This window comes from Actinosynnema sp. NPDC049800, from assembly GCF_040656635.1.
Classification (GTDB): Bacteria; Actinomycetota; Actinomycetes; order Mycobacteriales; family Pseudonocardiaceae; genus Actinosynnema.
Map to the genome: position 1 here is coordinate 22,315 of NZ_JBFAMT010000024.1, position 24,179 is coordinate 46,493.

General features: G+C 71.4%; 13 protein-coding genes. 5 read left to right on the forward strand and 8 right to left on the reverse strand.

The window, feature by feature from the left end; genetic code table 11:
• Positions 1-15 precede the first annotated feature (15 nt).
• On the reverse strand, positions 16-5,610 hold the full coding sequence (locus tag AB0I91_RS25080) for an NACHT domain-containing protein (protein ID WP_499639107.1): 5,595 nt from the start codon (positions 5,608-5,610) through the stop codon (positions 16-18).
• 115 nt (positions 5,611-5,725) lie between these two features.
• Here AB0I91_RS25080 and AB0I91_RS25085 point away from each other — a divergent pair, with 115 nt between their 5' ends.
• Positions 5,726-5,971, forward strand: coding sequence for a hypothetical protein (locus AB0I91_RS25085; RefSeq protein ID WP_499639108.1), 246 nt, complete (start codon positions 5,726-5,728; stop codon positions 5,969-5,971).
• An 86-nt stretch (positions 5,972-6,057) separates the two neighbouring features.
• Here AB0I91_RS25085 and AB0I91_RS25090 read toward each other — a convergent pair whose 3' ends face one another.
• Positions 6,058-9,465 carry a DNA topoisomerase (ATP-hydrolyzing) gene (locus AB0I91_RS25090; RefSeq protein ID WP_499639109.1) on the reverse strand — a complete coding sequence of 1,136 codons (3,408 nt, stop codon included), beginning with the start codon at positions 9,463-9,465 and terminating at the stop codon, positions 6,058-6,060.
• A 30-nt stretch (positions 9,466-9,495) separates the two neighbouring features.
• Positions 9,496-12,990, reverse strand: a complete 3,495-nt coding sequence (locus AB0I91_RS25095; protein WP_499639110.1) for an ATP-binding protein — start codon at positions 12,988-12,990, stop codon at positions 9,496-9,498.
• A 157-nt stretch (positions 12,991-13,147) separates the two neighbouring features.
• Between AB0I91_RS25095 and AB0I91_RS25100 the strand changes: the two genes are divergently transcribed.
• On the forward strand, positions 13,148-13,633 hold the full coding sequence (locus AB0I91_RS25100; RefSeq protein WP_499617958.1) for a hypothetical protein: 486 nt from the start codon (positions 13,148-13,150) through the stop codon (positions 13,631-13,633).
• A 125-nt stretch (positions 13,634-13,758) separates the two neighbouring features.
• Positions 13,759-15,747 (forward strand): hypothetical protein, encoded by a 1,989-nt coding sequence (locus tag AB0I91_RS25105; protein WP_498780168.1) that lies wholly within the window; start codon positions 13,759-13,761, stop codon positions 15,745-15,747.
• A gap of 106 nt (positions 15,748-15,853) precedes the next feature.
• Here AB0I91_RS25105 and AB0I91_RS25110 read toward each other — a convergent pair whose 3' ends face one another.
• Positions 15,854-16,894 (reverse strand): polysaccharide deacetylase family protein, encoded by a 1,041-nt coding sequence (locus tag AB0I91_RS25110; RefSeq protein ID WP_499639111.1) that lies wholly within the window; start codon positions 16,892-16,894, stop codon positions 15,854-15,856.
• Between the two features lie 158 nt (positions 16,895-17,052).
• Between AB0I91_RS25110 and AB0I91_RS25115 the strand changes: the two genes are divergently transcribed.
• Both AB0I91_RS25115 and AB0I91_RS25120 read left to right on the forward strand, forming a co-directional pair.
• On the forward strand, positions 17,053-18,600 hold the full coding sequence (locus tag AB0I91_RS25115; RefSeq protein WP_499639112.1) for a putative glycoside hydrolase: 1,548 nt from the start codon (positions 17,053-17,055) through the stop codon (positions 18,598-18,600).
• Positions 18,597-19,394 (forward strand): DUF3152 domain-containing protein, encoded by a 798-nt coding sequence (locus AB0I91_RS25120; protein ID WP_499639113.1) that lies wholly within the window; start codon positions 18,597-18,599, stop codon positions 19,392-19,394. The genes AB0I91_RS25115 and AB0I91_RS25120 overlap by 4 nt, the downstream gene beginning before the upstream one ends.
• A 152-nt stretch (positions 19,395-19,546) precedes the next feature.
• Here the strand turns inward: AB0I91_RS25120 and AB0I91_RS25125 are convergent, their stop codons facing one another.
• The 4 genes from AB0I91_RS25125 to AB0I91_RS25140 are packed head-to-tail and all read right to left on the reverse strand — an operon-like array spanning position 19,547 to position 23,972.
• A complete protein-coding gene (locus tag AB0I91_RS25125; protein WP_499639114.1) occupies positions 19,547-20,917 on the reverse strand; it encodes a GH1 family beta-glucosidase in 1,371 nt (456 codons plus the stop codon).
• Positions 20,914-21,795 carry a carbohydrate ABC transporter permease gene (locus AB0I91_RS25130; RefSeq protein ID WP_498780175.1) on the reverse strand — a complete coding sequence of 294 codons (882 nt, stop codon included), beginning with the start codon at positions 21,793-21,795 and terminating at the stop codon, positions 20,914-20,916. The genes AB0I91_RS25125 and AB0I91_RS25130 overlap by 4 nt, the downstream gene beginning before the upstream one ends.
• A 9-nt stretch (positions 21,796-21,804) precedes the next feature.
• A complete protein-coding gene (locus AB0I91_RS25135; protein ID WP_498780177.1) occupies positions 21,805-22,725 on the reverse strand; it encodes a carbohydrate ABC transporter permease in 921 nt (306 codons plus the stop codon).
• The gene (locus tag AB0I91_RS25140) at positions 22,725-23,972 is read right to left on the reverse strand and encodes an ABC transporter substrate-binding protein (protein ID WP_498780179.1); all 1,248 of its coding nucleotides are present in this window, start codon (positions 23,970-23,972) and stop codon (positions 22,725-22,727) included. Before AB0I91_RS25140 ends, AB0I91_RS25135 begins: the two co-directional genes overlap by 1 nt.
• Positions 23,973-24,179: the final 207 nt, after the last annotated feature.

Genomic DNA, 24,179 nt, shown 5'->3' on the forward strand with positions numbered 1-24,179 from the left:
CGCGTGGTCGGCCTCTCACCACATTTCCGGTTCGATCGGGCGGAGGTCGTTCACCACCTCGACCGCATCCGCGATCTCGTCCAGCACGTCGGCGGCCATCAGCCGGAGCACGGCGTCGCCCTTTCCTGTCATGATGTCCTGCAGGATGCCCACCGCGTCCCGGCGGTGACGGGGGTCGAGTTCCCGCAGCACGTTCGCGACCTCGACCCGTGCGCGGTCGTCCACCGCCCGCGCCCTGCGACGCAGCGCCTCTCCGGCCTCCGCGCGGTCCGCGTACCCGTGCGCGGCGAGCAGACCTCTCGCCAGGTCGGCGTCCAGCCCGGTCCTCTTCGCCTCGACACCCAGCGCGGTGACGGCCGCAGCGCGGAGGTCACCGGCCTGCGCCAGCAGGAAACGACAGGCCGCCCGAACCGCCACCGCGTCCCCGTCCGGGTGTTGCGCCACCTCCACCGCCACCGCGCGGGCTTCGTGCAGGTAGCGGTCGTCGAACTGCGCGAGCGACTCCCAGGCCCGGACCCGCACGAAGCCCGGCCCGTCGGCTCCGCCCATTCCCTTGAGCAGCGGAATCCCCTCCGCACGGGCACGGCCCTTCACGACCATGAGCCCGGCGGCGCGCAGGCGTGCCTCAGGCTCGACGGCCGGGTCGGCCGCCAACGCCTCCAGCACCGAGTTGGCGGCCGGGTAGCTCAGCCGGGACATCCGGAACAGGCACCGCACCGCGGCGAGCCGCTCGACGGGTGCCACCGAGCCGTCCTCCGCCCAACCACGCACCTGCCCCACCACGTCGTCGTGGAGGTCCGGTTCGAACCGCACGACGCGCAAGCCCGCCTCGGCGCGCTCCCACACCGGGACGTCATGATCGTTCACCACCGCGAGCAGCACCTCGACCGCCACCGTCCGACCTTCGAGGTCGAAAGTGGCCAACCGCATCGCGGCGAGCCGTCGTTCCCACACGGTCAGGGCCCGGTCCTCGGCGATCCTCCGCACCGCCCGCCGCGCCGACCGCAGGTCGAACGGGTTGACGTCGAGCAGCGCCTCGACCGCCTCCAGGCCAAGGTGGCCACTCGACGCCGTGTCGGACGCGATCTCCTCGAAGTCGGCCGCGGCCGCCCACGCCTGCGGCGGGTCGAGCCGGGTCAACTCCACCCGCGCGCGCAGCGCGGGCACTCCCCCGGCGGCTGCCAACTCCGCGAACACCGCGGCGGCGGTCGGACGAAACTCGGCGTCCTGGCGGTCCAGCGCCGTCGCGGCCCACAGCCGGTTCCAGCCGTCGACCCGCTGGTCCTCCGCTACTTTCCGCCACGCCGCGATCGCGTGGCGACGCGGTTCGAGGCCCAACCTCTCCAGGTGGTTCGCTGCCTGGTTGCGGAAGAACGGGTCGGCCGACGAGTCTGTGGCCACGGACCGCAGCGCCTCGACCCGCGGGTTCAGCGCCGCGACGCCCCACGCGGCCAGTGCGTCCACGGCGGCCATGCGCCGGTCCGGTGGCGTGGAGCTGTCGAGTGCCAGACCGGAGGCCACTTCGACGGCGTGGTGAAGGTGGTCGCCACCGAACCGTGCGAGCAGTGCACAAGCCTCGAGCAGGATCTTCGGCTCTCCTGAGGAATCCGACACCAACGCGTGTAGTGCGTTGGCAATGCCCTCGCGGCGTTCACGGCCGATCTCGGTCAGGCGCTCCGCCGCCGCATACCGGTAATGCGGGTGCACCGCCGGGTCGGCGGCGATCCGCACCAGTGTCGACAGCGCACGGCGGCGGTGCTCACCACCTGCCAGGACCAGCGCCGACGCACCAGTGATCTCCGCCTCGGTGTCCGGCGGCGTTTCGTCCGCCAACTTCACCAGGAGGTCGATCGCGTCGTCCTCGGAGATGGCGGTCTCAGTCATCAGCAGCCTCACCGCGCGGACGCGGTGCAACAGCACCGTGTCGGTGTCCCGCACCAGGTCTTGGCACCACTCCTGTGCCGCGACGCCCTTCGCCAGCAGCGTGATGATCACTTTCAGGCGTTGCTCCGCCGGCACAGTTCCATCCGCTGCCAGGGCGCGGAGCACTCCCGTGGCGCGTTCTTCCTCAGTCGGGCCTGCTGACGCAGCGGTCTTCAACAAAACGGTCTGCCATTCCCGTCGGTGCAAAGGACCCGCGAGCCACCAGCGCAGTGTCTCCAGTGCGCCACGCACCTGGGTTTGGGACAGAGCGGACAAGTCGAACCCACTGCTGACGAAGTACCAGTCGAACTCATCGACGGAATCGAGTTCAGGTGCAGCGAAGCACCGCGCCATGATGGCGCTGGTGTCGAGCCATTTCGAACGGAGACCATCTACATCGTCCAGTGCCGACCACCGGTGCGCCACACCCCAACCAGGGTCGGTGAGCAGATGACGCAACGCTGCCACGCCCAGTTCACGGTGAGCGGGGAGGGCGAGGAGTGCCAATGCGGCTTGCACTCTGTCGTGCTGATCACCCCGAGGGTCGGTGCAAGCACTGACCGCCAGTCGGTCGTGCTGAGTTCGACCGCCCAGCGCACGGCGCGCGTCCGCCATGAGAGCCGAGTCTTCCGCACGCAGTCGGACCGACTGCGTGACAGTGATGAGGAAGGCGCTAGCGAGAGCTGTCCTGGAGACGTCGATGTCCCCCGCGAGCAGTCCTGCCCGCAGTCTCAAGAGCGGAGGTGCTGCAAAGTCTCCAAGGTGCAAGTCGCACAGGCGCAGGACCTCCTGGCGGAGCCCCGCCCCCAAGTTGGCCAGCAGACGGGCGACCTGCATCCACCCGTAGCCGCCGTTCGACCACTCGGTCAGGCACGTCCGAGCAGTCTCGACCACCGCTGGGAACGCCTCGGCCCCGAAACCGGCCAACTCGACAATGGCCCAGACACGAGCGTGGTCGTCCACGGTGCGATCCTCGGCGACCGTCACCAAGGCAGCGAGAGCGCGAGACCTGTAGGCCCGTCCGAGCTTGACGAGCTTCTGAATGGCATCGATTCGATCATGTCCGCGTTGGAGCGGATCTGCGGCCACTTCCGTCAAAGCATCTGCCGCCTCCTGCCGGTGGTTCCGGCCCAGCGCGGCCAGGTCGCTCGCGGCCTGCCTGCGGTCCCGCCCCGAGTGCAGCGGATCCCGGGCGGCTGCGGTCAGTGCGCGCGCAGCCCAGTCGCGGCGACTCGAATCGAGTTCGGCTACCCGGCGTATCGACCTGATGCGCTCCGCGTCGTCAACCAACGGGTTCTCCGCGAAGCGGACCAGCAGGTGCGTCGCGGCAGCGCGGTCGAACCGGCTCGCTCCGGCCAGCACACGAGCCGCTCTCATCCGGAACTCGAGAGCCTGACCGGTGTCGTACACCAGTTCGCGCAGCAACGTCACAGCCCGCTCGTGATGCTGTCCTCCGAGTTTGACCAGGTGCTCGGCAGCCGAAGTGCGGCCGTACGACGTAGACGTGACGTCTCCGATCACCGACACCAGCACGTCAGCCGCCTGTTCGCGGCCCGCTCCGCCGGTCTTGGCCAGAGCCAGCGCGGCGTCGACGCGGGTGTCGACGTCCACAGCAAGGTCGGCCAAACTGCGGAGCGTCTCCAACGCGATCTCACGCGCTTGCCCGTCGAAACGCGCGAGCACCACCGCGGCCCTCAGCCGTCGGTCGGGTGACTCGCCCGCGGTGATCTGGTCGACGAGGTGGTCCACGCCCTCCCGCACCACACCCGACGAGCTTTCCCGCAGCACGTCGACCAAAACGGTCTTGACCTCGCTGTTCACCTGCTCCGAGCCCATCAACCGCAGCAGCCACGCCCTGACCGGTGGCCGGACGACCAAGCCGACGAGACCGCGGACTCGTTCGGACACGACGTAGTAGCGCTGACCGAGCACCTGGGCCTCGAGGTGGTCCAAGTAGGCGACCAGTCGCTCGTCAGCACACGAGATCCCTTCCGCGATCAGCTCGCCCGCGCGATCGCGGTGATCGGACGACCTCTCCTGGAGGCACTTCAGCAACGCGTCGCCATCACCACCCAAGTGGAGGTAGTGGAGGACCACCCGCTTGTCCGCCTCCACGTCGAGGACCAGTCCCCGGATCAGCGCGTCCCAGACCTCGGCCTCGGCGACGAACGTCACCGGCAGCTCCGTGGCCCTGGCGTTGGCAGCCAGGTGCTCGGCGAACGTCTGGTGCAGGAATCGCAGCCGCCGGCCGCTGCGGACCAGGACGCCGCTCTGGCACAGCCAGGTCCCGAGCAGGTCGTCCCACGCCACCGGGCGGCGCGCCGGCAGGAGATCGTGCTCGGTCAGGTACCGCTTGGCCACCTCCACCAGCAGCTCGTCGGAGGTCGTGTACGACGTGGCCAGGCGCTCGAGCAGCGAGGTGAAGTGGTCCCCGATCCGCTGCACGAGGTCGACGTCGTCGCCCAACGCGCTCAACGCCGCCGCGTACTGCTCCTGCCTGGCCTCGGCGAAGGTCCTGAAGTAGCCCTCGTACAGGGCGAAACGGCTGGTCGGCAGCGGGCTGTCCGGGTCCGACTGGTGCATGTGCGCGGCGATGGCGGCGAACAGCGGCACCTCCAAGACGTCGGTCAGCCCGGCGGCGGCGACTCGCGCGAGGAAGGTCTCGGCGACGACCGCCCCGGTCCGCGTCCCGTCCGGGTCGAACCACCGGTGGGCGAAGCGCTCGAGCGCCGCCCGGTCGAAGGCTTGGAGCTCGAAGAACCCCGCACCGGCCAGCCGGGCCGTCTCCCGCGCCTCCAGCGGTCGGGTGGTGATCACGAACCGCAGCGGTCCGTCGACGCCCATCCGACGGGACACTGCCTTGATCAGCGCATCGCGGTCCGCCGGGTCCGGGACCTCGTCCAACGCGTCGACCAGCACCAGCCAGCGGTGTCCCCTGATGCCCTGGACGAACAACGATGACGGCAGCTCCCGGTCGGAGAACCCCCGGTACTCGTCGCGCAGGGCTGCGCTCAACGCCTCGGGCCAGTCCAGGTGGACGTGGGTCGCCAGGACCCTGGCCGGCAACAGCAGCGGGATCAGGCGCCCGCCTTCCAGCGGTGCCGCCGCTGACAACGCGTCGATCCGGTCCACCGCGAGCTGCCGGAGCAGCGTCGACTTGCCCAGCCCGGCGCCGCCCTCCACCACCAGGTGCTCGTACTGGTCGAACACGTCGACGAACGGCTGAGCGAGCGTGGAGACAGGTCGGATGGCCTCCAGCCACCCCAGCTCCTCGGCCAGCTCCTCACGCGCCCACCTGGTCTCCTTCGGCGAGTTGACGTTCTGCTGCACGTACACGCCGGACAGCGACAACCGCTGGTGGGTGGGCAGGAAGTACGGCAACTCCTCCCCCACCGCCCGGATGGCGCGCAGCAGGTCCACGACGACGGCCGGCACGTCGCCGGCTTCGGCACCGCGCCCCAGGGCGTGGAGCCGGTGGAGTTCGGCGGCATCGTGCGGGAACCGTGCCGCGATGTCGGCGGCCAGCTCGTCCGACGGGAAGCGCTCGCCCTTCAGCACGTGCGCGAGGTTCGACGGCGAGGTGTGGACCGCCTTCGCGAACGCGACCTGCGTGTCCGGAAGCGCTCTGACGAGTTCCCGCACCCTCCGTGCGTACTCGGCCCTGGCACGTAAGAGCTCGTCTGCCACCGGTTTCCTCCGCGGGTCGGCGTTGCGGGATTCCGGCAATCTTCCCACCCTCCCGGGAAGCCGACCGGTGGCGCAACGTCGACCCGGAGAGATCGACGGACAGAGGGAGAGCACAGTGGTCGAGCAGTTGACGGGGTTCGCCGAGACCGGAGCGGCGTGGGCTTTCGTCGCCATCGCGTTCGTGCGGGTGCTCGGGGTCGCCGCCAGGTCGGCGGCCCGCGCGTGGATGCTGGCAATCGCGGTGAAGGGGACCAGGAGCTCGGACCGGGCGCAGGTGCTCCGGGCCTACGCGACGGTCGAGCGGGTCGATGTCGGTGAGCGACGTGGCAGGGCCGACGCGATCCGGAACCTCGGACGGTGACGCCGGGCGGTCCACCGTCCCGGCGTCACCTCCCGACCCGCGGTGATCGCACCACACTGGTGCTCACCGCGGGTCTGCGCGCTCGCTCAGTCGCGCTCGATCAGGTGACCGACCACGTCCGGACCCGGGTGCGCGTGCCCCGAACCGTCACGGCGCTCGTCCGGCACGGGCAACTCCACCGGCGACCCGTTCCGCGCCGCACCCGCCGGCCGCGGCCCCACCCAGGCCAAGGCCAGGGCCGTCTCGCCCTTCAGGAACCGGTGCGCCCGCACACCGCCCGTCGCCCGGCCCTTCGCCGGGTACGCGGCGAACGGCGTCACCTTCACGCTCTGCCCGGTCGACGTGACCACCATCGGCTCACCGTGCTCGTCGTCGTCCGTGCGCACCGCGCCGAAGAACACCACCCGCGAGTCCGACCCCACGTTGATGCCCGCCATGCCACCGCCGCGCAGGCCCTGCGGGCGGACCAACGACGCGGGGTACCGCAACAGCGACGCCTCCGACGTCACGAACACCAGCGTCTCGTCCGCACTGGCCAGCCACGTCGCGCCGACCACCTCGTCACCCTCCTTGAGGGTGATCACCTCGAACTCGTCCGACCGCACCGGCCACTCCGGCGCGCACACCTTCACCGTGCCCGACCGCGTGCCCAGCGCCAGCCCCGGCGACCCGGTGTCGGTCAGCGGCGCGATGCCGACGACCTTCTCACCGGCCTCCAGCCCCACCAGCTCACCGGCCGCCATGCCACCGCTCAACGACACCGTGCCGCTCTGCTCCGGCAACACCGGCAACGGCAGCACGTCGGTCTTGAACGCCCGGCCCCGGTTCGTCACCACCAGCACCTGGCCGCGCGCCGTCGTGTGCACGGTCGCCGCCACCGCGTCGTGCTTGGTCCGCCCGTTGCGCCGACGCGCCTCCGACGACTCCTCCGACTCCGCCGCCGTCCGCGCCACCAGCCCCGTCGCCGACAGGATCACCTGGCACGGGTCGTCCGCGACCTCCAGCGGACCGGCGGGCTTCGACGCCGCCAGCACCTCCTTCAGGTCACCGTCGAGCAGCACGGTCCGGCGCTCCTGCTGGAGGTCCTTGGCCACCTTCGCCAGCTCCGCCGACACGACCTTCTTCAGCACGGCCGGGTCGTCCAGGATCTTGCTCAGCTCGGCGATCTCGTTGCGCAGCTTCTCCTGCTCCGCCTCCAACTCCAACGAGTCGTAGCGGGTCAACCGGCGCAGCGGCGTGTCCAGGATGTACGTCGCCTGGATCTCGGAGAGCTTGAACTTCGCCATCAAGCCCTCCTTCGCGGCGGCGGCGTTCTCGCTGCCCCGGATGAGCTTGATCACCTTGTCGATGTCCAGCAGCGCCTTGAGCAGGCCCTCGACCAGGTGCAGCCGGTCCTCGCGCTTGCGCCGCCGGAACCGGGTGCGCCGCGTGACCACCTCGTAGCGGTGCTTGAGGAACACCTCCAGCAGCGCCTTGAGGCCCAACGTCCGCGGCTGGCCCTCCACCAGCACCAGGTTGTTGATGCCGAACGACTGCTCCATCGGCGTGAGCCGGTACAGGTCCGCCAGCAACGCCTGCGGGTTCACCCCGACCTTGCACTCGATCACGACGCGCGTGCCGTTCTCGCGGTCGGTCAGGTCCTTGACGTCGGAGATCCCGGTCAGCCGCTTGGACTTCGTCACCTCGTCGGTGATCTTCTCGATGATCTTCTCCGGGCCGACGCCGTAGGGCAGCTCGGTGACCGTGATCGCCTGCCTGCCCCGGCTGCCCTCCAGCAACCCGGTCTCGACCTTGGCCCGCATCCGCACCACGCCGCGCCCGGTCTCGTAGGCCTTGCGCACCTCGTCCAGCCCGAGCAGCACGCCGCCGGTGGGCAGGTCCGGGCCCGGGATGAACTCCATCAGCTTGTCCAGCGTCGCGTCCGGGTGCGTCACCAGGTGCCGCGCCGCCGCCACGACCTCGCCCAGGTTGTGCGGGATCATGTTCGTCGCCATCCCGACCGCGATCCCCGACGTGCCGTTGACGAGCAGGTTCGGGAACGCCGCGGGCAGCACCGACGGCTCCTGCAACGAGCCGTCGTAGTTGGGCCGGAAGTCGACCGTCTCCTCGTCCAGCTCCCCGACCAGCAACATCGCCGCCGGCGACATGCGTGCTTCCGTGTAACGCGAGGCAGCCGGGCCGTCGTCCGGGCTTCCGAAGTTGCCGTGCCCGTCGACCAGCGGGGTGTTCAGCGAGAAGTCCTGGGCCAGGCGGACCATCGCGTCGTAGATCGCGGTGTCGCCGTGGGGGTGGTACTTGCCCATGCAGTTGTGCACGACGAGGCCGCTGACCGCGAACGCGTGCTCGGGGCTCGACACCTGGATGTCGTAGGTGGTGTCCGGCGCGGCCGGCTCGACCGACACGACGTGCGGGAAGTGCTCGTCGGCGGCGTGGCGGGCGTTGCGGATCACCTGGACCAGGCCGTCCTGGCGCGGGCCGACGCCCGTCCAGCGCAGCAGCGCCACGGCGAGCGCGGCGGCGTCGCGGCCGGTGATCGTCAGGGTCGTCGCGGCACGGCGGGCGCGCAGGCCCGCGTCGGCCAGCACGGCGTGCTCGGCGTCGCCGCCGGGCAGGACGATGTCGCGGCCGTCGCGGACGTGGCCGGACGCGAGGAACAGGCCCGCGAGGAACGGCGTCCAGGACGACCGGTCGCGCAGCACGGCGTCCAGCCGGCCGGTCGCCGCCGCTTCGAGCCCGGCGTGCCGGGCGAAGGTGAGGGTGAGCCGGTCGCCGTCCTTCTCCCGGGACGCGGTCACGTCGTGCGCGATGGCCCAGCCGTGCGCGATGTCGACGGCGTGGACGTCGGTCGACTCCAGCCGCACGCGCCGGTCGGCGAGCACGTCACCGGACGCGGCCACCAGGCCGAGCACGAAACCGGACGCGTCGCCGTCGGCGAGCAGGTTCGCGTGCCGTTCGGAGCCGAAGCCGGTGGTGCGGGCGCCGACGAGGTCGCGGGCGGCGGTCCAGTCGGCGTCGGTCCAGCCGTCGCCGGTGTGGAACCGCTGGCCGGGCGTCACGAGCATCGAGTGGCCGTCCGACCAGGTGACGCGCACCAGTTCGGAGACCGGGTTCTCGTACACCTCGTCGACCGCGACCGGCTCGCCGCGCCCGTCCAGGACGAGGTCGCCGATCTCGATCTCCTCGATCGGCCGCAGGCCCTCCGGCGTGGAGACGAGCGCGCCGCGCACGAAGCAGTCGCCGACCACGCGGGAGGACTTCACGTACGAGCTGGTCGGGCGGTAGCCCTGCTCGTTCATCGAGAACAGGATCCGGCGGTGCACCGGCTTGAGGCCGTCGCGCGCGTCGGGCAGGGCCCGGGAGTGGATCACCGAGTACGCGTACTCGAGGTACGAGTCCTCGATCTCGGTGGTGAGCGAGTTGTCGAAGACCTGGGCGCCCGCGCGGTCGAAGGCGGACGGGTCGACCCTGGTCGTGGGGGTCTTGCGGCGTGCCATGGTCGGTCGTTCCCTCGTGTGTCAGGCGGCTCAGATGTCGATCGCGGACTGGTCGACCCGGGCGGACGACTCGACGAGCCACGCCCGGCGCGGCTCGACCTTCTCGCCCATCAGCAACTCCAACGCGGCCTCCGCGGCTTCCGCGTCGTGCATGGTGATGCGGCGCACGGAGCGGGTCGCGGGGTTCATCGTGGTCTCCCACAACTCGTCCGCGTCCATCTCGCCGAGGCCCTTGAACCGGGGCACCGGCTTGACCACCGTCTTGCCCGCCTTCTCCAGCCTGGCGACCTTCTGCTCCATCTCGCGCTGGGTGAAGGTGAAGTGGGTCTCCGGGTTGCGGCCCTTGGTCATCACCTTGTGCAGCGGGGGCATCGCGGCGTAGAGCCGCCCGTCCTCGATCACCGGCCGCATGTACTTGGCGAACAGGGTGATCAGCAGCGTCCGGATGTGCGAGCCGTCGACGTCCGCGTCGGCCATCAGGATCACCCGGCCGTAGCGCATGGTGTTGAGGTCGAACGTCCGCCCGGTGCCCGCCCCGAGGACCTGGACGATGCTGGCGATCTCGACGTTGCGCAGGGTGTCGGCGAGGCTGGCCTTCTGCACGTTGAGGATCTTGCCGCGCAGCGGCAGCAACGCCTGGTACTCCGACACGCGCGCCATGCGCGCGCTGTTGTGCACGAACACGCCCGCTTCGAGCGCGAAGTTGTGATAGCCGTCGACCGTCAGGTCGTAGACGTCGGCCGTCTCGGTGAGCGGTTCGACCGACGCCACGGCGTGGTTGACGTGGGCCGCGGCCTTGCGGAGCCGGTCCAAGTCGCCGTCGAAGCCCTCGACCAGACGCTCGAACCTCAGGCCTGTGCGGGCGTTGATCAGGCGGTCCGCGTCGTACGCCGCGCCGATCTCCGCGTCGGTCAACGACAGCAGCGGGCGCAGCCGCTTGAGCGCCGCCAGTCGCCTGCCTTCCTGCTGCTTGGCGACGCGCTCCGACCGGGGCACCGACTCCACGTAGCGACGCCGACCGGCCTGGGCCTTGGCCAGGTGGTCGTTGTCCGGGTCGAGCATCCGCAGCTTCATCCGCAGCGAGTGCCGTTCCCCGAACTCCGGGTTCTCCTCGTGCCAGGCGATCACCGCGGCCCTCTGGCGCTCCCGCTCGGCCGGGTCCGAGAACTGCTCGACCGTCTTCTGCGAGCGCCACGCCAGCAGGTCCTCGTCGGCCCACTGCCGCTTCGACCTCTCGCTCCACTCCGCCCTGCGACCCGGCTCGGCGAAGTACAGCCGAACACGCTCGGCCGCCGCCTCCCGGTGTTCGGGATGCGCCCAGTAAGCCGCCTGCCGCTCGCGCATCCGCTCGGCGTAGTCGATCCGCTCGTCTTGGGTGAGCGACCCGTACCAGTCCTGGAAGCCCTGCTCGATCCGCCGCCGGAACTCCGGGTCGGCGTTCAGCGCCGCCAACCGCGCCAGGCACGCCTGCCGGAAGTCCGGGTCTTCCCACTGCGCCGACAACATCGCCGACTTGAACTCGAGCCCGCCCTCCGCCAGCCAGGCCCGGTAACCGGCGTGGACGTGCTCGCCCATCATCGAGGCATGGAGAGCGGCGTGATCGTCCCACGTCATCCGGCGAAGGTTGCGGGGGTCGTTGTTGCGCTTGTCGACGTCCACGTGGTGACGGACGGTGCCGTTGTCAGCGCTGTCGAGGCCGTGACGGAGGTTGTAGGCGTCGGCGAGGTAGTGCGTGTAGACCCACTCCTCGCGGTCGTTCATCCAGACCCGCTCGTAGCCCTCGAGCTTGTCACCCGAGGCCTTGGCCGAGGTCGATCGGTACAGCGGCATCAACGAATCACCCGGCTGGAGTTGGTCCGCTCGCCGGTAGGAGCCGTCGCGGAGGCGGAACAGGTGATCCGGTGTGCAGCGGACCGATTCGCCACTGTCGAGCGTGACGCGCACCAGCGGGGCGTCACGCTTGGTCAGGCGAGGCTCCACTAGCGGTGCGACGACGACGCGGCCGGCGCGGTTCGTCGTGTAGCCGAAGTGGGTGACACCGCGTTCCCAGTCGGCGGTGAGGTCGGCGAAGCTCATCGCACGTCCCGAGGCCAGTGCCACCAACGTGTCACCCGTGAAACAGCCGAGGGCGCTGTCGCCTTCCACGAGAAAAAGTTCGCTGCGGGCCACGCCGGTGGTGCGGCAGTCGACCAGTTTCGCGGGCATCGCGGCGCCTTCGAGGGCCGTCTTGCGGCGGGCGGCGTCCTTCTGCTGCTTCTGGGTCAGGCGGACGCGCGAGGCGTCGACGACCTTCTGCAGGACGAGCTTGGCCTCGCCCTTGGTGCGGCGGTCCTCGGTCCAGGCCTTGATGTGCTTCTCGACGATGCCGAGCGCCACCTTGGTGATGCCCGCGGTGGAGAGCTCGTCCTTCGTCTGCGAGGTGAACTGCGGTTCGGGGATGCGGACGTGGACGACGGCGGTCATGCCCTCCAGCACGTCGTCGAGCGTCGGCGGGTCCTCCTTGGGCTTGAGCAGGCCCCTGGTCTTGCCGATCGCGTCCTGGACCGACTTGAGCACCGCGCGTTCGAAGCCGCGGCGGTGGGTGCCGCCGTGCACGTTGCGGATGGTGTTGGTGAAGCACTCGACGATGCGCTCGTAGCCGGTGCCCCAGCGCAGCGCGATCTCGACCTCGGCGTGGCGCTCCACCTTGGACCGCATGACGCCGTTCTCGTCGGCCGCGTTCTCGTGGTAGACGCCGGCGCCGGTGATGAGCAGCGTGCCGGTGACCGGCTTGTCGCCGGTGGGCGCGAGGTAGTCGACCATGTCGACCAGGCCGCCCGGGTAGTGGAACGTCTCCTCGCTGATCGCGTCGTCGGTGGCGACGCGCAGGGTGTAGGTCACGCCGGGCACGAGGAACGCGGTGTTGCGCAGCTTCGTGCGGACGGCCTCGACGTCGAGCGCGGCGCCGTTCTCGAAGTAGCGGGCGTCGTACCAGTAGCGGATGGACGTGCCGGTGCGCTTGGTGCGGCCGGTGACGCGCAGGCCCGACTGGCGGGTGAAGCCGGCGTCGGGACCGGGCCCGTCGAACACGCCGGGCACGCCGTGGGCGAACGACATCTCGTGCGTCTTGCCCTCGCGGCGGACGACGACGTCGAAGCGGTGCGACAGGGCGTTGACGGCGGACGCGCCGACGCCGTGCAGGCCGCCGGAGGTCTTGTAGCCGGAGCCGCCGAACTTGCCGCCGGCGTGCAGCCGGGTGAGGACGAGCTCGACGCCGGACAGGCCGGACTTGGCGTGGGTGCCGGTGGGGATGCCGCGGCCGTCGTCGTCGACCTGGACGCTGCCGTCGGCGTGCAGGGTGACGACGATCTTGGTGGCGTGGCCGCCCACGCCCTCGTCGGTGGAGTTGTCGACCACCTCGGTGAACAGGTGGTTGATGCCCCTGCTGTCGGTGGACCCGATGTACATGCCGGGGCGCTTGCGCACTGCCTCCAGACCCTCCAGGTGGGTCAGGTCGTCGGCCCCGTACAGGATCTCAGCGGTCACCGGGTCGTTCTCCCCAGGTCGTGGCGTGTGTCGAGCGGCGTTCACGGTAGCCGAGCGAGGCGCGCGAGCACGCGCGGTCCCCGTTGTCCGGATACGGTCGGGCACGTCGTCGGTGTGGTTCACCGCGATCTTGTCATACTCGAACACAGGTTCGAACATGGAATCAGAACGGAGCACGCGCGCCCGCGGAGCACCCGCCGGGCCGGTTACCCGTCGCAGGTCCGGCCCACGCCTGGCGCGGGCGTGGCTGGTCGGATCGGTGTTCGGCGGCGTGCCGTCGACCGTGCACGCGCTGTGCACCGATGGTGACGTTCTGCGGTCGACGCGGGCGGCGGCGTCCTTGCTCGGCGGCACGGGTGTGATCCGCGGCGCGGTGGCCCACCTCGGCGTGTCGGCCTTCTGGACCGCCGTGCTGGCGGCCGTCGACCGGCGGTGGCCGTTGGACGCCCGCACCGGCGCGGTGGCGGGCGCGGTGATCGCGGCGGTGGACCTGGAGCTGGTCGGGCGGCGGTTCCCGGCGGTCCGGGAGCTGCACCGGGCGGCGCAGTGGGCGGACCACGTGGCCTTCGGCGCGCTGGTCGGAGCCGCTCTGAGGTCCACAGTGGACGAGGGTGGAGCAACGCGCCCGACCTCGATCGGGTGAATCCGCGTAGAGTGCTGGCGTTCCCGCACTGTCGTGCCTGGAGGTGATCGGGCGCCTTGAAGTTCCGACGTGCCGCACCGAAGGAGCGTGCCCCGCAGGTGGAGCCGGTGGTCGAACGAGAGCCCATGGCGGCGCCACCGGCGCCCGCACCCGCGCCCGCTCAGTTCTCGGCCTCGTTCGCCGGGGCGACGCTGATCGTCGGGCCGCCCGGTGGCGCGAGCCCCGCGGCGGTCGCGCTCGGCCGGAGCCTGCCGGTCGACCGCGGTCGCACGGTGGTCGTCGTCGAGCCGCCGGCCGGTGACGAGACGTCGTTCTGGCCCGCGGTGGCCGCCGCGCTGCACGGCAGAGGGCCGGTGCGGCTGATGACGCCCCACTCGGGCTCGATGCGGCCGACGGCTCCCGCGCAGTGGCTGACCGAGCAGTTGCAGGCGGAGGTCGTGGCGCCGGACGGCGCGGTCACCACCGTGCCGGGCGCCGCGTTCGTCGCGGGCAACGGCGGGTACGGCTGCTGGCTGCGGTTCCTGCCGGGCGCGTCGCCGGTGCCGATGGGCAGGCGGTTCCCGGTGCCGAACTGGGAGGCGGTCGACCCGAACACGCCGTGGCCGACGGGCGAGGTGGGCATCTCCGAGCCGATCCCGGCCGGGCTGTGGCTGCGGGCGCAACGCGCGCAGTTCGACCCGCAGGCGCCGGACGCGCGGGCGGTGATCGGGCTGCCGTGCCGGGACAACGTGCTGACCGTCGTGATCGGCGGACCGGGCCAGCCGGCCATCCCGACCGAGGAGGTGTGCCGCCTGCTCGGCGGGCTGCCGTCGGTGGCGCGGTCGCGGGTGCGGCTGGTCTGGTACGGCGGCGAGCACCAGGCGCAGGCGGTGGCGGAAGGGCTCGGCGAGCCGATCTCGCTGTACACGGGCCTGCCGGTGGGCGCGCTGCGCAGCGGCGCGGCCGTGGTGGCGGTGAACCCGCGCGGGCAGCAGACCTGGCGGCCGTACGTGACCGAGGTCCGCTACGCGCCGGGTGGAGCGCCGGTCGTCTCGGGCTACCGGGTGCCGGTGCAGGGGCTGGTGGAACGCGGGCCGGGCATCTTCGACCTGGGTGGCGGCGTGGTGCTCGAGGTCGTGCCGTCCGGGCTGTGGGTGCGTGACGCGGAGGACAACGGACCGGAGGTGCGGGCGCTGCCGGTGGACCCGGAGTGGGCCCGGCTGACCGTCGGCTCGCCCGGCCGCACGACGGCGGGCGCGGTCGCGGTGGCGGGCGCGTCGCTGGTGGAGCGGCTGGAGCCGGAGGTGCGGCGGCTGCTGAAGGTCGTGTTCTGCGACCCGTCGCCGATGCCGCGCCCGCCGGTGGCCGAGGAGCCCGCGCCGCCCGTGACCTCCGACGAGCCGGTGCCGCTGAGCGTGGACGGCCCGCTGGCGGACTCCCCCGCGCCCGTGTGGGGTGAGCAGGTGGGCGAGGAGGTCGTGCCGGTCGACCACCGCAGCACGGAGCCGGAGCGCGACGCGGTGCGCCGGATGCTGGGCGAGCGGTACGGCGAGCACGCGGCGGTGGCGTGCCGGCACATCGTGGAGCGCCCGGACGACCCGGAGGCGTTCGAGGCGGTGGTGACGGACCTCGCGGCGGTGTCGGCGTGCCTGCGCAACGACGAGGAGATCCTGGTCGAGGCGCTGCGCAGCGGGAAGCTGGGCCGGTTGTGGCCGTACGCCGCGTCGGTGGTGTCGGGGCTGCGCCGGTTGCCGACGCACCAGGGCGTGACGGTCTGCTGGGGTGACGCGCGCCGGTTCCGCACCGGTGACGTGCTGGTGGAGCACGGTCTGCTCAACACCGTCGCGGGGCCGCAGGTGCCGGTCGACGGGCGGGTGGAGTTCCTGCTCTGGTCGGTGACGGGTCGGCGGGTCTCGGTGGTCGACTCGTTCGGCAGCGTGGTCCAGGAGCGGGTGCTGTTCGCGCCGGGCACGGCGTTCAAGGTGCTCGCGGTGGTGGAGGCGGAGGAGTCGGCGCCCATGCAGGTCATGGCGCAGGAGGTCGTCGGTCGGCACCACGAGCTGCCGCCGGGCGTGCTGGGCAGTCTGGAACGGGCCGCGATCGCCCTCCGCAACCACGCCCGCGCCACCGCGTGAGGTCAGGGCGGTAGGCGGGGCGGCGGCAGGCGGGGCGACACGGCTCGGCAGGCGCTGACCCCCAGGCAGGCAGCAGCCTGAGCGGTGGTGCGTGCCTGAGCACGCCTCAGTACGCGACCGCGCGGTCGGCGAAGTTCGGTGCGGGGGCGACGCCGGCCGAGGACGGGTAGGAGATCCGGTCCGGCACGCCGTCGGACGTGTAGCGCTGCGCGGGCGAGGCGGCCAGCTGGTCGAGCCACACCGTGGAGCCGTAGCGGGCGTCCTCGCCGGTCGGGTCCTGTGACCGGATGCGGGGCGTGCGCGCCGGGTCGAAGTCCGCCGCGTACGGGGACGGCGCCGGGCCCGCGCCCACCATCAGCACGCACGCGTACTCGTACTGCGTGCCCTCGTAGCCGCCGCGCAGGGCGAGCGCGCCGTTCGACGGGATCGCGCCGAACGGCAGCGCCAGGCTCGACACCTGGTAGTCCGGCACGGCCCGCTGGATCTCCCGCTGCCCGGACGCTATCGCCTCCTGCACTCCCCCGTCGTCGGTCAACGCGAGGTTGGTGTGGTCGCGCGTGTGGTTGCCGATCTCGAACCCGTGCTCGCGCAACCAGCGCAGGGCCGCGCCGTCCGGCGACCCGAACGGCCCGGCGTTGACGTACAGGCTGGCCACCGGCCGGAAGCCGGGGTGCCGCGCGGCGACGTCCAGCAGGATGGCGATGGCCGTGCCGGCCGCGGGCTTCCCGTCGGCGCCGAGCGCGAACTGGGTCGCGTCGCCGTCGTCGAACGTCAGCACGACGGGGTGCGCGCCGGCCGGGAGGTCGATGCGCCCGGTCGCGTACTCGGTCGTGGTCACCGGCACGTACCCCTCGGCGGCCAACCGCTCCAGCTCCGCCCGGAACGCCGCTGGCGTCCGGTCGTAGACGGACGTGGTCTGCTCGACGAGCCGGTGGTACATCAGGATCGGCACCTGGCCGAGTTCGTTCGCGCCCACGGCCGCCGGGTCGGGCGGCGCGGAGGAGGACGGCGCGGCGGACGAGGAGCGCGCGGGCAGCTGCGCCGCGGCCTCGTCGGGCGGCCCCGCGCCGGGTTGGCCGGCGCAGCCGCAGCACAGGGCCGCGACGAGCGCCACAACGGTCCGGACCGGCGTCGACGTGGTGTTCACAGTCGAATGGTTCCGCGCCGCGGCCGGGTCGACACCGTGGTACACCCCTTCGGATGACCTTGGGTTTGGCGCTCCGCCACCCGGTCAAGTCGCTGATGACCGATGCCTCGCCAGATCGGAGTCACCCGATGTCGGAATCGCCCCGGAAGCTCAAGCGCGTGCTGATCCCAGTCGTCGGCGTCGTGGTGCTGCTGCTGATCGCCGGGGTCGTCACGACGATCGTCCACGGGCGCGGTGTCGGCCTCGCCGTGGCGGAGCTGGGCGACGGCACCGCTGTCACTCCTTCGGGTGTAGAGCGCGTGTCCATCACCACGGCGGAGGTCAGCGGGCTCGACCGTGTCACCGTGCACGTGGACGGACAGCCGGTGGAGGCGCGACGCGCCGACGGCCGCATGACGTTGACCGGGGTCAAGCTCGCCGAGGGCAGGCACACGCTGTCCGTGCGGGCGGCCAACCCGCTGCCCTGGATGCCCGACGTGGAGGTGCAACGCGAGTTCACCGTGGACGCCACACCGCCCGCGCTGAAGGTGGACGTGGTCGAGGCCGAGTCGCCGCGCGGCCCGGTGACGGTGAAGGGCAGCGCGGACGGCGCGGACACCGTGCGGGTGGGCGACCAGCGGGTGCCGGTGCGCGACGGGAAGTTCGAGGTCTCGCTGGAGTCGGCGGCCACCAGCGTCCAGGTCGAGGCCAGCGACGCCGCGGGCAACGCGCAGCGCCAGGAGGTCGCGGTCAAGGTCACCCACCCCGGGATGCGAGGGGTGCACATGAGCGCCGCCGCGTGGGCCACGGCGTCGTTGCGCGACCCGGTGCTGGCGATGGCGCGCGAGGGCCGCATCGACACCGTGCAGCTCGACATCAAGGACGAGAGCGGCGAGATCGGCTACGACTCGCAGGTGCCGCTGGCCAGGCAGATCGGCGCGAACCGCAACTACTACGACGCGCGCGCCGTGCTCGACGAGCTGCACGGGATGGGGCTGCGGGTGGTCGGCAGGCTGGTGGCGTTCCGCGACCCGGTGCTCGGCAAGGCGTCGTGGCAGGCGGGCGCGCGCGACCGGCTGGCGCAGAACTCGTCCGGCGCGCCTTGGTCGGCGCACTACGGCGAGTACGCGTTCACCAACTTCGCCAACCCCGAGGTGCGGGCGTACAACACCGCGATCGCCGGTGAGGCCGCGTCGCTCGGCTTCGACGACGTCCTCTACGACTACGTGCGGCGGCCGGACGGCCCGATCGGGCAGATGGTGTTCCCCGGCCTGACCACCAGCCCCGAGCAGTCCATCGTGGACTTCCTGAAGGAGAACCGGGCGGCCGTGCGGGAGCACGGCGCGTACCTGGGCGCGTCGGTGTTCGGCATCGCCGCGCACAGCCCGACCGACGTGGCGCAGGACATCCCGGCCATCTCCGCGCACGTGGACTACGTCGCGCCGATGGTCTACCCGTCGCACTGGGGCCCGAACGAGTACGGCGTGGCCAACCCGAACGCCATGCCGTACGAGATCGTGCGGGCGTCGGTCGCGGACTTCGTCCGGATGACCGGGGGCACCGGCGCGACGGTGATCCCGTGGCTGCAGGCGTTCTCGTTGGGGCACAACTACGGCCCGGGTGAGGTCCAGGCGCAGGTGCGCGCCACCTCAGAGGCGGGCGCGCCGTCGTTCCTGCTGTGGAACGCGGCCTGCACGTACGGCTCGGCGGGTCTGGAGCCCGCATGAGGGCGGTTTCCGCGGTGCCCTACCTGACCGGCGTCTGCCTGGCGGCGACGACGGTGGTGGCGTTGGACGTCGGGATGGAGGCCCGGCCGGCGACGGTGGCGTGGCCGTCGGCCCGGGTCGTGCCGTCGGTGTCCTCGCCCACGCCGTCGGAGGAGCGGAGCGCGCCGTCGGTCGACTCGTTGCGCTCCGGCGCGGACCTGCCGGCCGGTCCGCCGTTCCCCGAGCAGGGCGCGGGCACCTGGCACGTCGTGCCGCCGTCGGGCTCGGCCCCCGCGTCCGGCATCACGTACGCGGTCGAGGTCGAGGACGGGGTGGCGCTGCCGCACGGCGACGACTCGTTCGCCGCCGTGGTCGACCACGTGCTGCGGCACCCGCGCGGGTGGGCGAGCCGGCACGCGTTCCGGCGGGTCGGCGGTGAGGTGGAGCCGGAGCTGCGGATCCGGTTGACCTCGCAGCGGACCGCGCGGTCGTTGTGCGGGTTCGAGCTGCCCTACGACACGTCGTGCCGGGTCGGCTCGACGGTGCACCTCAGCTCGGCGCGCTGGTTCCGGGGCGCGCACACCTACGGCGACGACCTGCGCGGTTACCGGACCTACGCGGTCAACCACGAGGTCGGGCACTTCCTCGGCCTCGGCCACGAGGTGTGCCCGGCGGACGGCGCGCCGGCGCCGGTGATGATGCAGCAGACGTTGAGCGTGGACAACGACGGGCTGGCGTCGATCACGACGGGCAGCGACCAGGGTGTCGTGGTCGTGCCGGACGGGAAGTCGTGCACGCCGAACCCCTGGCCGTGACGGTCGGGGACCTCAGGTCGGCGGGGAACTCCGTCGAGCGCGTCCCACCCGGCCCGCGACCGAAGAGGTCGGCTTGACGCCACCGGCCGGAGCCCGTGGCGGAACGACCGCCGTCGCGCGGACGCGCCTCCGCGCGACGGCGGCCACGTGGGTCACCCCGCCGCGGCCGTCCTGGCCCGCTGCTCGGCGACCAGGTCGCGGTACCAGTGGAAGCTCGCCCGTGGCGTGCGGACCAACGTCTCGTAGTCCACGTGCACGAGGCCGAACCGGTGCTTGTAGCCGTGCGCCCACTCGAAGTTGTCCAGGAACGACCAGACGAAGTACCCGCGCAGGTCGACGCCCGCGGTGATCGCGTCGTGGGCCGCCGCGAGGTGGGTGCGCAGGTAGTCGATGCGCTCCTGGTCGACGAAGCCGGGGTTGTCCGGGTACACGCACCCGTTCTCGGTGACGTAGACCGGCGGCAGGTCGGGGTAGCGCTCCTTCAGCCCGACCAGCGTCTGGGTCAGCCCGCCCGGCTCGACCGGCCAGTTCATCGCGGTGCGGGGGACGTCCGGCAGGCGGGTGGTGTCGATGCCGATGTCGATCGACGTGCGGGTGGCCGGGTTCGGGTCGCGGTGCGGCGCGTCGGCCACGTGCTGCCGGTAGTAGTAGTTGATGCCCACGTAGTCCAGCGGCGTGGAGATCAGCTCCAGGTCGCCGTCCCGGCGGAAGGACAGGTCGGTGACGCCCGCGAACGTCTCCTCGTAGTCGTCCGGGTAGCGGCCGGCGAACAGCGGTTCGGTGAACTGGCGGCGCAGCAGCAGGTCGTGCCTGCGCGCCGCGGCGACGTCCGCGTCCGACGAGGTGACCGGGGTCGACGGCGACTGGTTCAGCACGATGCCGAACTCGTGTCCCGGCGTGCCGCGCATGGCCCGCACCGCGAGCCCGTGCGCCACCATCAGGTGGTGCGCGGCGGCGAGGGAGCCGTGGCCCTCCCGCGCGCCGGGCGCGTGCCTGCCCTCGCCGTAGCCGACGATCGAGGACACGTACGGCTCGTTGAACGTCGTCCACTTCGACACCCGGTCGCCCAGGGCGTCGTGCACGACCACCGCGTACTCGGCGAACCGGTCCGCGGTGTCCCGCGACCGCCAGCCGCCCAGTTCCTCCAACGCCTGCGGCAGGTCCCAGTGGTACAGGGTGAGGAACGGCTCGATGCCCCGCTCCAGCAGCCCGTCGACCAGCCGGCGGTAGAAGTCCAGCCCGCGCTGCTCGACCGCGCCGGCGCCGGTCGGCAGGATCCGGGGCCACGCCACCGAGAACCGGTACGCGTCCACGCCGAGCTCGCCGAGCAGCGCCAGGTCCTCCGGCATCCGGTGGTAGTGGTCGCAGGCGACCGCGCCGGTATCCCCACCGGCGACCGCGCCCGGCACCGCGCCGAACGCGTCCCAGATCGACGGTCCTCTCCCGTCGGCGTCGACGGCGCCTTCGATCTGGTAGGCCGACGTGGCGACGCCCCAGCGGAATCTTTGAGGGAAGTCGGTCATCCTTTGAGAGCTCCTTGCATGATTCCGCCGACGATCTGCCGGCCGAACAGGAGGAACACCGCGAGCACCGGCACGGTGCCGATCGTGGCCGCGGTGAGCACGAGGGTGTAATCGGTGGTGTAGCCGCTGGCCAGGGTGGACAGGGCGGTCTGCACGGTGGGGTTCTCCGGTGGCAGCACGACCAGCGGCCAGAAGAAGTCGTTCCACGCCTGCATGAACGTGAACAGGCCGAGCACGGCGGCGGCCGGGCGGGCGGCGGGCAGCACGACGTGCCAGTACAGGCGCAGTGAGCTGCACCCGTCCATCCGACCGGCTTCCAGCAGCTCGTCGGGCACCGCGCGTTCGAAGTACTGGCGCATGAAGAACACGCCGAACGCGGTGACCAGGCCAGGCACGATGACCGCGTGGAGCTCGCCCGCCCAGCCGAAGTCGCTCATCATCATGTACAGCGGGATGACGCCGAGCTCGGTGGGCACGGCCTGGGTGGCGACGACGAGCAGCATGAGCGCCGACCGGCCGCGGAACTTCAGCTTGGCGAAGGCGAAGCCCGCCAGGGTGGAGAAGAACACCACCGACACGGTGATGGTTCCCGACACGATCAGCGAGTTCGTCATCGCCAGCGCGAAGTCCGACTGGTCGAACACCCGGGAGATGTTGGCGAACAGGTTGCCGCCGGGCACCAGCACCGGCGGCACGCTGTCCACCTTGTCGGGCGTCTGCGACGACACGACGAGCGACCAGTACACCGGGAACGCCGACCCGGCGAGCACGGCGATCAACGCCGCGTAGGTCCACGGTCCGGGCATCCGCAGCATCCCGCGCCGCCGACGGTGCGGCGCGGGCGCGCCGGGCGCCAGCGGTTCGAGCACGGTGGTCATGGTGTCCTCTCAGTCCGTCCGGATGCGGCGCGCGGCCAGGTAGCTCAACCCGGTGATGAGGACCGTCGCGATGACCAGCAGCCAGGCGATGGCCGACGCGTAGCCGAAGTCGAACTTCGAGAAGCCCTGCTCGTAGAGGTAGAGCGCGGCGGTCTGGAACTGCCGGTCCGAGCCGCCGGTCGCGGCGCCCGCGCCGGGGTTGAACAGCAGCGGCTCGGCCAGCAGCCGCATGTTGCCCGCGGTGGCGATCACCGTGGAGAAGATGATCTGCGGGCGCAGCATCGGCACGGTGATCCGCCAGAACTGCTGCCACGCGCTCGCGCCGTCCAGCCGGGCCGCCTCGTACACGCTGCTCGGGATGGCCTGCATGGACGCCAGGAAGATCAGCGCGTGGTAGCCGGTCCAGCGCCACACCACCATCGCGGCGATGGCGGTGTGGGAGCTGCCGGTGCCGGCCTGCCAGTCGATCCGGCCGGCGCCGAACAGCTCCAGCACCCAGTTGATCAGCCCGAAGTCGCGGCCGAACAGCTGCGCGAAGATGATCGTCACCGCCGCCACCGAGGTGATGTTCGGCAGCAGCACGCCCATCCGGAAGAACGTCCGGCCGCGCAGCCGCCGGTTGAGCAGCTGCGCGATGCCGAGCGCGAACAGGATCTGCGGGACGGTGGTGAACAGCCACAGGCTCAGCGTGTTGCCCATCGCGTTCCAGAAGTACGGGTCCGCGGTGAGCAGTTCGACGTAGTTGTCCACGCCGATGAACGTGGCCGCGTCGCCGTCGAGCAGGTTGCGGTCCTGCATCGACACCCACGCGGTGTAGAGCAGGGGGAACAGGCCGAACACCGCGAACAGCAGGAAGTACGGCGCGATGTAGGCGTACGGCGCGTAGCGGATGTCCCACCGGTGGCGGCGTTCGCGCCAGTCCTTCTTCATCAGTCTTCGAGCCTCTTGACGTCGCCGACGAACTGGTCCCAGGACTCGTCCGGGCTCTGCTTGCCCTGCTCGACGCGCTGCATGGCGTTGCCGAGCTCGGTCTGCACGTCACCGGCCTTGGGGCCCTGGTACTGCGGCTTCAACGCGCGGGCGGCGTCGGTGAAGACCTTGCCGACGGGCGCGTTGTTGAAGAACGGGTCGGCCTTCTGGGCGACCGACTGCTCGCTGTAGAGCTTCGGCGCGGACGGGAGCAGGCCCGCGTTGGCGAAGACCTTGGCCTGCTGTTCGGGCGCGGTGAGCCAGGTGACCAGCTCGACGGCCTTGTCGACGTTCTTGCCCTGCTTGGGCACGGTCAGGTACGAGCCGCCCCAGTTGCCGCCGCCGCCGGGCACGGCCGCGAGGTCCCACTTGCCCGCGGTGTCCGGGGCCTGGTCCTTGATCTTGGCCATCATCCAGGCCGGGCAGGCGAGGGTGGCGAACTGGCCCTGCTTGAAGCCGGTGTTCCACTGCGGGGTGCTGTGCAGCAGCCCGGCGGACAGGCCGTCGGCGACGCCCTGCGCGACGAGGTTCCAGCCCTTCTTGATGTCGGCGTTCTCGCCCACGACGATCTTGTCGCTCTTGTCGTAGTAGCCGGTCGGGGCCTGGCCGACGATCGCGTTGAGCACGGTGGGGCCGCCGTCGAAGAACTTGGCGCCGGCCGGGGCCTTGGCGGCGAACTGCTTGCCGGTGGCCATGAACTGCTCCCACGTCGGCCACAGCGCCGAGACCTGGTCGCGGTCCGACGGCAGGCCGGCGGCCTCGAACAGGTCGCGGCGGTAGCAGATGGCCAGGCCGCCGATGTCGGTGCCGTAGCCGATCTGCTTGCCGTCCTTGGACAGCGAGCCCTCCCACTTCCAGTCCAGCCAGCGGTCCTTGATGTCGGACTTCAGCTCGACGAACTGGCCGGGGTTGGCCTTGAACTGGTTGATGTAGCCGACGTCGACGGCCTCGACGTCCGCGGCGCCGTTGTTCGTGGCGAGGTGGGCGGCGAGGTTCTTGTGGTGGTCGGAGTAGGAGGCGGTGCGGTCGGTGATGTCGATGTCCGGGTGCGCCTTCTCGTACTCCTCGAACAGCTGCTGGTAGCCGAAGTTGCCGAACAGCCCGATGGTGATCCTGGTCTTGCCGTCGCCCGCGCCGCTGCCGCAGCCGGTGGCGACCAGGGCGGCGGCCAGCAGGCTCGCGCCGACCAGGGTCGGAGTTCGTCTCATAACGCGGCTCTCCTTCTCCATCAATGAGCGGGCCGTTTTCGGGCACGCCGGACACGCGTTGGGTCGATCCGGGGGTTTCCGGCGAATTCGACCGGGGTTCGCACCCCGCCGCTGTGGTGTACATGACAGCCCCGGCCCGCGACACCGTCAAGTAACGAAACCATAACCTGGCCGTTCCCACGCTTCGACGTTTCCGCAGGTGATACC